Origin of the sequence: Adlercreutzia sp. ZJ242, assembly GCF_011038995.1 — a bacterium.
GTDB lineage: Bacteria > Actinomycetota > Coriobacteriia > Coriobacteriales > Eggerthellaceae > CAAEEV01.
Genome location: NZ_JAAKEE010000036.1, coordinates 20292 through 27613 on the forward strand (window position 1 = coordinate 20292; position 7322 = coordinate 27613).

General features: G+C 69.3%; 8 protein-coding genes. 1 reads left to right on the forward strand and 7 read right to left on the reverse strand.

What is annotated here, in order from left to right:
* Positions 1-126: 126 nt before the first annotated feature.
* From G7Y49_RS08760 to nifS, 5 genes are all read right to left on the reverse strand, one after another.
* Positions 127-1155 (reverse strand): ABC transporter permease, encoded by a 1029-nt coding sequence (locus G7Y49_RS08760; RefSeq protein WP_165172989.1) that lies wholly within the window; start codon positions 1153-1155, stop codon positions 127-129.
* Complete coding sequence (locus G7Y49_RS08765) at positions 1152-1934, reverse strand: ABC transporter ATP-binding protein (protein WP_165172991.1); 783 nt, start codon at positions 1932-1934, stop codon at positions 1152-1154. Before G7Y49_RS08765 ends, G7Y49_RS08760 begins: the two co-directional genes overlap by 4 nt.
* A gap of 65 nt (positions 1935-1999) precedes the next feature.
* The gene (locus G7Y49_RS08770; protein ID WP_165172993.1) at positions 2000-3175 is read right to left on the reverse strand and encodes an ABC transporter substrate-binding protein; all 1176 of its coding nucleotides are present in this window, start codon (positions 3173-3175) and stop codon (positions 2000-2002) included.
* Between the two features lie 302 nt (positions 3176-3477).
* The gene (gene nifU / locus G7Y49_RS08775) at positions 3478-3939 is read right to left on the reverse strand and encodes a Fe-S cluster assembly scaffold protein NifU (protein WP_165172998.1); all 462 of its coding nucleotides are present in this window, start codon (positions 3937-3939) and stop codon (positions 3478-3480) included.
* Between the two features lie 15 nt (positions 3940-3954).
* Entirely contained in the window at positions 3955-5169 is a 1215-nt protein-coding gene (nifS, locus tag G7Y49_RS08780; RefSeq protein ID WP_206214610.1) for a cysteine desulfurase NifS, read from the reverse strand.
* 193 nt (positions 5170-5362) lie between these two features.
* Between nifS and G7Y49_RS08785 the strand changes: the two genes are divergently transcribed.
* A complete protein-coding gene (locus G7Y49_RS08785; RefSeq protein WP_165172995.1) occupies positions 5363-5776 on the forward strand; it encodes an Rrf2 family transcriptional regulator in 414 nt (137 codons plus the stop codon).
* Here G7Y49_RS08785 and G7Y49_RS08790 read toward each other — a convergent pair.
* Positions 5773-6435 carry a M48 family metallopeptidase gene (locus G7Y49_RS08790; protein WP_165172996.1) on the reverse strand — a complete coding sequence of 221 codons (663 nt, stop codon included), beginning with the start codon at positions 6433-6435 and terminating at the stop codon, positions 5773-5775. The two genes, G7Y49_RS08785 and G7Y49_RS08790, sit on opposite strands and share 4 nt — an antisense overlap.
* Complete coding sequence (gene rsmI / locus G7Y49_RS08795; protein ID WP_241157355.1) at positions 6428-7267, reverse strand: 16S rRNA (cytidine(1402)-2'-O)-methyltransferase; 840 nt, start codon at positions 7265-7267, stop codon at positions 6428-6430. Before rsmI ends, G7Y49_RS08790 begins: the two co-directional genes overlap by 8 nt.
* Positions 7268-7322 lie beyond the last annotated feature (55 nt).

The window sequence follows — 7322 nt, forward strand, 5'->3', positions numbered from 1 at the left end:
GCCGACGGTATCAGAACGCGTGTTTCTCGCCCCGCCTCTGATCTGGCGCTGTTCAAAGAAACACCAGCTCATATGGGTAGTCTGCAAAGGCGCGAGAAGCACGCGCTTTGATACCGCGCCTGCGGCTTACTCGCTCCACTTCACCGTCTTGCGCACGAGCAGGCTCACCAGGCCGTCGAGCACCGTCACCACGACGCCCACCATGATGATGCCCGCCACCACGTTGGTGTAGTTCGCGTAGTTCGTGTAGTTGATGACGAAGTACCCCAGGCCGCTCGTGGCGCCGTACATCTCCGCCATCACGAGCATGAGCATGGCCGAGGGCAGCTGCGTCTTCAAGCCCTGGGCGATGGCGGGGTACATGAAGGGCAGCAGCACCTGGAAGATCATCTCGGGGGTCGAAAGCCCCAGCATGCGCGCCGACTCCACGATGCGGTGGTCCATCGACTCAACGCGCAGGATGGTGCTGAGCAGCGTGGGCCAGAAGATCCCCAGGAAGATGACGGCGATGGCCGCCATCTTGAACGACGGCAGGAGCATCACCAGATACGGCGCGAACACGATGGCCGGCACGGGCGCGAGCACGTGCGCGATGGGGTACACCGCCTCGCGCAGCTGCGGCACCCAGCCCACGAACAGCCCGATGAGGTAGCCCGCCACGAGCGCTGTGATGAAGCCCTGGGCCAGGAGCGCCATCGACGACGCCACGTTGAGCAGAAGCTCGTCGTAGAGCTTCGGGAACACCGCGAACACGTTCTCGGGGATGGGGATGAGCACCGGGTGCGTGAGCTTGAGGTCGGTCGACGCCACCTCCCACACGATGAGCAGCACCCACACCACGATGGCGATGTGGCAGGTTGAGCGCTTCTTGCCGCCCGCCACGTAGCGCCACAGAAACAGCGCCTCCATGAGCGCCGCGGCCACGTAGAACGGCACGCTCGTGCGCGGCGTCACCTTGCCGGGGACGGCGATGGCCGCCAGGAGCGCCGCGAACATGACGGTGGCCGCCAGAAACGACGCCGTGACGAACTTGCGCGACGCGGCCTCCCCCGCGGGCGCGAGCGCCTGGGCGCCCACAGCCCCCGCGCCAGCCCCAGCCGTCACGGCAGCCGCGGCGCCCGCGCCGGCCGCCGCCTTCTGCCTCCGCGTCCTCATGCGTCCTCCCCTCCCGTCGCCGTCGCCTCGAAGAGCGCGAGCACCTCGTCCTTCACCGCGCGCACGACCGGGTCAGAGACGAGCGCCTCGGGGTCGCGCGAGCGGTCGCGCGGCAGCTCGAAGCTGCGCACCACGTGGCGCGGCTCCATGAACACGATGCGGTCAGCCAAGATGAGCGCCTCGTCGATGTCGTGCGTGACGAACACCGCCGTCTTGCAGCACGCCCCCTTCCACAGGTCGAGCAGGAGCAGCTGCAGCTTGCGGCGGATCATGGGGTCGAGCGCGCCGAACGGCTCGTCGAGCAGCATCGTGGGCGCGTCGACCGCCAGGGCGCGCGCGATGGCGACGCGCTGGCGCATGCCGCCCGAGAGCTGGAACGGGTAGCGGTCCGCCGCCTCGCCGACGCCCACCTGCTCGAGCAGCTCGAGCGCCCGGGCGCGGGCCTGCTCCTTCGTCGCCTTCCGATCGGTCTTGCGGATGGCGAACGTGACGTTGCGCAGCGCGGTCTGCCACGGGAACAGCGAGTAGCTCTGGAACACGATGGAGCGGTCGGGGCCGGGGCCGACGACGGGCTCGCCGCCGACGAGCACCTTGCCGCGCGTGGGGCGAGCCAAGCCCGCGATCAGGCTCAGCATGGTCGACTTGCCGCACCCCGAGTGCCCCACCAGGCACAGAAACTCGCCCTCCCCGATCTCGAGGTTGACGTCCTCGAGCGCCGGGAAGGACTCGCCGTTGTTGACGTAGGAGTACGTGACGTCCTTGAAAACGATGGATGGCATGGAGGTCCTCGACAAAGAAGAGCGCGCCCGCGGGAGGGCGGGCGCGCATGCTTGCATGGCAGGGGCTACGCGCCCATGGTGTTGTGGGCCTCGTAGACCTTGAGGAGCTCCTCGTAGAACTCCTTGTTCTCGCCGCGCTCGATCAGCACGTCGAGCGCCGCCTTGTAGATGGTGGAGTCGAGGTGAGCGTCGATGAGGTCCTTGTCGGCGTCCTCGATGTCGCCGTTGTCCACCATGTCGCCGTAGAACGCCTTCACGTCGTCGGTGTAGGGATCCATCTCGAACGTCATGGCCGCCACGTAGTCGCCCTTGCCGTACGTGATGCTCTCCACGTACTCCTCAGGCTGGCCGGAGTACTCAGTGATGATGGCGATGGTGCCCTCGTGGTCGTTGGCGATGTCGTACATGGCGCGCAAGTTGGCGATCTCGAACTTGATGAGCGCCGAGCGCTTCTCCTCGAACGCCTTGCGGTTGGTGGACTGGCGGCAGCAGGGAAAGTCCTTGCCGATGAGCTCGTTGGGGCGGAACGCCACGGCGCACTTGCCGCCCTGCGTGGCCACGTAGCCGTAGCCGCTGTTCACGAAGCACATGTCAAGCTCGCCGTTCTCGACGGCGGCCACCTCGGCGGCCGCGCTCTCGAGCAGGATGAACTCCACGTCCTTGCCGTCCTCGATGCCGTTCTGGCGCAGCCAGCTCTTGGTGACCATGTGGCCGGTCTCCATGCGGAAGCAGCCGATCCTCTTGCCCTTGAAGTCCTCGGGCTTGGCGTATTTGTCCTTGTTCTCGATGAGGGTGACGCACTCGGAGCCGTTGGCCACCGTGCCGCCGAAGATCACGAGGTCGTCGCCCTGGCCCACGTAGGTGCAGGTGGGGATGGAGCCGAAGGGGAGCACGTCAACCGAGCCGTTCGAGAGCGCCGGCATGGCCTCGGGGAAGCCGCCGGAGACCACCTGCGTGGACAGCGTGAGCTTCTCCTCGTCGTAGTAGCCCTTGTTGAGCGCCACGATGATGGCCGCGATCTTGGAGTCCTTGCCCAGAAGGACGGCCTTGAGCTCCTCGACCTCGGGGTTGATGGTGTTGTCGAGCTTCGGCGCCTCCGCGTCCGCGCTGCCCGCCGCCGAGCCCGCGCTGCTCGCGCCGCCGCCCGCGCAGCCCGCAAGCGCCGTCATCCCCGCCATGGCCGCCGCAGCGCTCGCAACCTTGACGAAGGCGCGGCGCGTCATCGTCCTCTGGTTGGTCATGTGTTGCCTCCCTTGTTCCTTGGTGTCGCTCTCAAGGCGAGGGGAAGGCGCAGCCCCGAAGGACGCGCCCTCCCCTCGCTCTTGTCAATGCGTGAACGATTATAGCAGATATTAGCTTATGTCAACTATCAGCTTTGTCACCATTGGAAGAGATAGACAACTGCTTGATTTTATCAGGTAATAGAGCAACGCATGCCGAGCGCCCGACCTGGCACCGCGCGCTGTCAAGGCAAAGGGAGGCGCCGAATCGTGCGGCACCGAGCGCTGCCGTACAAGGCACCGGGCGCTGCTGTACGATTCGGCTACTCCTCTTCCTCCTCGTCGTCGGCCCCGTGGGCGTGGTCGTGCTCGCTGATGTCGCTCACGGGCTTCTCGAGGCCCTCGATCGCGATGCCGTTCTTCTCGGCGTAGTCCCACAGCGCCGCGTGAATGGCCTCCTCGGCCAGAAGCGAGCAGTGCACCTTGACGGGCGGCAGGCCGTCGAGCGCCTCCATGACCGCCTTGTTCGTCACCTCGAGGGCCTCCTGGACGGTCTTGCCCTTCACGAGCACGGTCGCCATCGAGGAGGTGGCGATGGCCGCGCCGCAGCCGAACGTCTTGAACTTCGCGTCCTGGATGACGCCGTCGTCGTCGATGTCGAGGTACACGCGCATGATGTCGCCGCACACCGCGTTGCCCACGGTGCCGCAGCCGCTCGCGTTCTCGATCTCGCCCACGTTGCGCGGGTTGGTGAAGTGGTCCATGACCGCCTCGGAGTAGTTCATTGCCATGGGATGCTCCTAGTTCTGCTTCGAAAAGCTCTCGTCGATGATGGATGTCACGCGGCCCTGCTTGAAGTCCTCGTACAGCGGGCTCATCGCGCGCAGGTTCTCAAGCGTCTTCGCCAGCGCGTCGACGGCGAAGTCCACGTCCTCGCGCGTGGTGTCGCGCCCGAGCGTCATGCGCAGCGAGCCGTGCGCGATCTCGTGCGGCAGGCCGATGGCCAGAAGCACGTGGCTCGGGTCGAGCGAGCCGGAGGTGCAGGCGCTGCCGGACGAGACGCAGATGCCGCGCGCCGCGAGCTGCAGCAGCATGCCCTCGCCCTCGATGAACTCGAACGAGAAGTTCACGTTGTTGGCGAGGCGCCGCGTGGCGTGCCCGTTGAGCTTGGCGTGCGGGATCTCGGCGGCGATGCGCGCGAAGGCGTGGTCGCGCAGGGCGGCCTGGCGCGCATGCTCGGCCTCGCGCTCGGCGCACGCCAGCTCGAGCGCGCGGGCGAACCCCACGATGCCCGGCACGTTCTCCGTGGTGGCGCGCCGGCCGCGCTCCTGCTGCCCGCCGTCGATGAGGTTCCGGACCTTCACGCCGCGCCGGATGTACAGAAGGCCGACGCCCTTCGGGCCGTAGAGCTTGTGCGCGCTCGCCGACAGCATGTCGACGCCGAGCTCGCGCACGTCGACGGCCTCGTGGCCGAGCGCCTGCACCGCGTCGGTGTGGAAGGCCACGCCGTGCTCGTGCGCGATGCGCGCCAGCTCGCCGACGGGCTGCAGCGTGCCGATCTCGTTGTTGGCGAACATGACCGACGCCAGGATGGTGTCGGGGCGCAGGGCCGCCTCGAAGTCGGCGGGCGACACGAGCCCCTCGGCGTCGACGGGCAGGTAGGTGACCTCGAAACCCTCGCGCTCGAGCGCCTCGCAGGCATGCAGCACCGCATGGTGCTCGACGGCGCTCGTGACGAGGTGGCGGCCCTTGCCCGCGTTGGCGCGCGCGAACCCCTTGATCGCCCAGTTGTCGGCCTCGGAGCCGCCGGAGGTGAAGTACACCTCGCGCGGCGAGGCGCCGATGAGGCTCGCGATGGAGGCGCGGGCGGCCGCCACCGCGTCCGAGGCGCGCTGCCCGAGCGGGTAGATCGACGAGGGGTTGCCGAACTCGGTGGTGAAGTACGGCAGCATGGCGTCGAGCACCTCGGGCCTGACCGCCGTGGTGGATGCGTTGTCCAGGTAGATCTGCTTCATGATCGCGCTTCCTTTGCGTGGGAGGGGCGTTGCCGGGGACGGGGGGATGCGCCCCGCCGTCCCTGCGTCGCTTTTCGCCGCTCCCATAGTCTAGTAGTTTGCTGGGTTTAATATACGGGTTTCAACGGCAAAGTCAAGCAAGTTGCTAGGTTTTTTGCTAAGCTATCGGCAACGACAACTGAAAGGCGCGCGCATGAAGATTTCGACGAAGACCCGGTACGGGATGCGGTTCATGATCGACCTCGCCCAGCACGCGAACGAGGGCTGCGTGGCGCTCAAGGACGTGGCGGCGCGGCAGGGGATCTCGAAGAAGTACCTCGAGCAGGTGGTGGCGCCGCTTACCGGCGCGGGGCTTCTGCGCGTGACGCGCGGGTACGCGGGCGGCTACGAGCTGGCGCGCCCGCCTGAGGAGATCACGCTCGCCGACGTGGTGGGCGCCTCGGAGGACGGCCTTGAGCTGCTCGACTGCATGAGCGGCCTGTTCGCGTGCGAGCGGCAGGAGGGCTGCCTGTCGCAGCGCATCTGGGGCGGCCTGCAGCAGGCGATGTTCGACTACCTCGACGGCATGACGCTCGCCGACGCGGCGGCCGAGACGCCGAGTCGCTAGCGCAGCTTGTCGCGGCGGGCGCGCCAGTCGGGCATGAAGCGGTCCATGAGCGCGCGGAAGCGCGGGCCGTGCCCGCGCTCGATCAGGTGGCACAGCTCGTGCACCACCACGTACTCCAAGCACTCCGGCGGGTAGAGCGCCAGGCGCACGTTGATGCAGATGCGCCCCGTGGCCGGCTGGCAGCTGCCCCAGCGGCTCGTCATGTTGCGGTAGGCCAGCTTGCCCGCCCGCACTCCCATGAGGGGCTCCCACGCCTCCACGAGCGCCGGCACGCACGCCGACACCACGGCCTTCCACTGGGCGACCTCCTCGGGCGTCGCCTCGGCGGCGCGGATGCGCGGCGAGCTCGCCAGCGCGGCGACCTGCGCTTCGACCCACGCGCGCTTCTCGCGCACGAGGGCGCGCACGAGGGCGTCCGACGTGCGCGCGGGCGCCGACACCTCCACGCGCGGGCCGCCCGCCGCAGGCCGCACGCGCAGGCTCACGTTCTTGACGCACTTGCGCGTGACCCACACGTCCAACCCGTCCACCGTCAGGAGCCGCGGCGCGGGCGCCTGCCCGCCTGCCGCGCGCGGGGCTGACGTGCGCGACGCCGACGTGCGGAGCCGCCCATCGCGCCTGCTGCGTCCGCCGGACGCGCGCGACGCGGCGCTACCCATGCGCTTCCACCGCGATCTCGTAGGCGTCGTTGCGCGCGAGGCCGAACTCGGCGGACAGGCGACGGGCGACCTCCTTCGTGCGCAGGCCCTGCGCGGCCAGCTCGCCCGCGCGCACGCGCGCCGCACCTGCCGCGTCGGCGGCCGCCGCGGCTGCCTCGCGCGCGTTCGGCCCGTCGATCACGAGCACGATCTCGCCGCGGATGCCGCCCGGCTCGCCCGCGCGCGCCGCGAACGCGTCGCGCACCTCGCCCGCCGGCCCGCGCAGCACCTCCTCGTGCAGCTTCGTGAGCTCGCGGCACACCGTCACCTCGCGCAAGGGAAACGCCTCGGCCACCGCCTCCAACGCCCCCACTAGGCGGTTCGGGCTCTCGTAGAACACGAGCGCCGCGTCGAGGGCGCGCAGGGACTCCAGGCGCGCGCGCTGCTCGGCGACCTTGCGCGGGAAGAACCCGCCGAAGAAGTAGCTCGCGTTCGCGCATCCGCTCGCCACGTACGCCGTGGCCACCGCCGAGGGGCCGGGCAGCACCTCCACAGCCGCGCCCGCCGCGCGCGCGGCCGCCACGAGGCGCATCCCCGGGTCGGACACGCCCGGCATGCCCGCGTCCGAGCAGTACGCGATCACCTCGCCTGCGCGCACGCGCTCGGCCACGCGCGCCGCCCGCGCGCCGATGAGCGCCTCGTCGAGGCGCTCGAGGCGCTTCTCGACGCCGAACGCCGCCAAGAGCCTGCCCGTGACGCGCGTGTCCTCCGCGCACACCACGTCGGCCGCACGCAGCGCGTCGAGGGCGCGGGCCGTCATGTCGCCGAGGTTCCCGATGGGCGTCGGCACGATGACGAGCCGGCCGCGCTGCGCGCCGCCTGCGCCCGCAGCCCGCGACTCGCCGGCC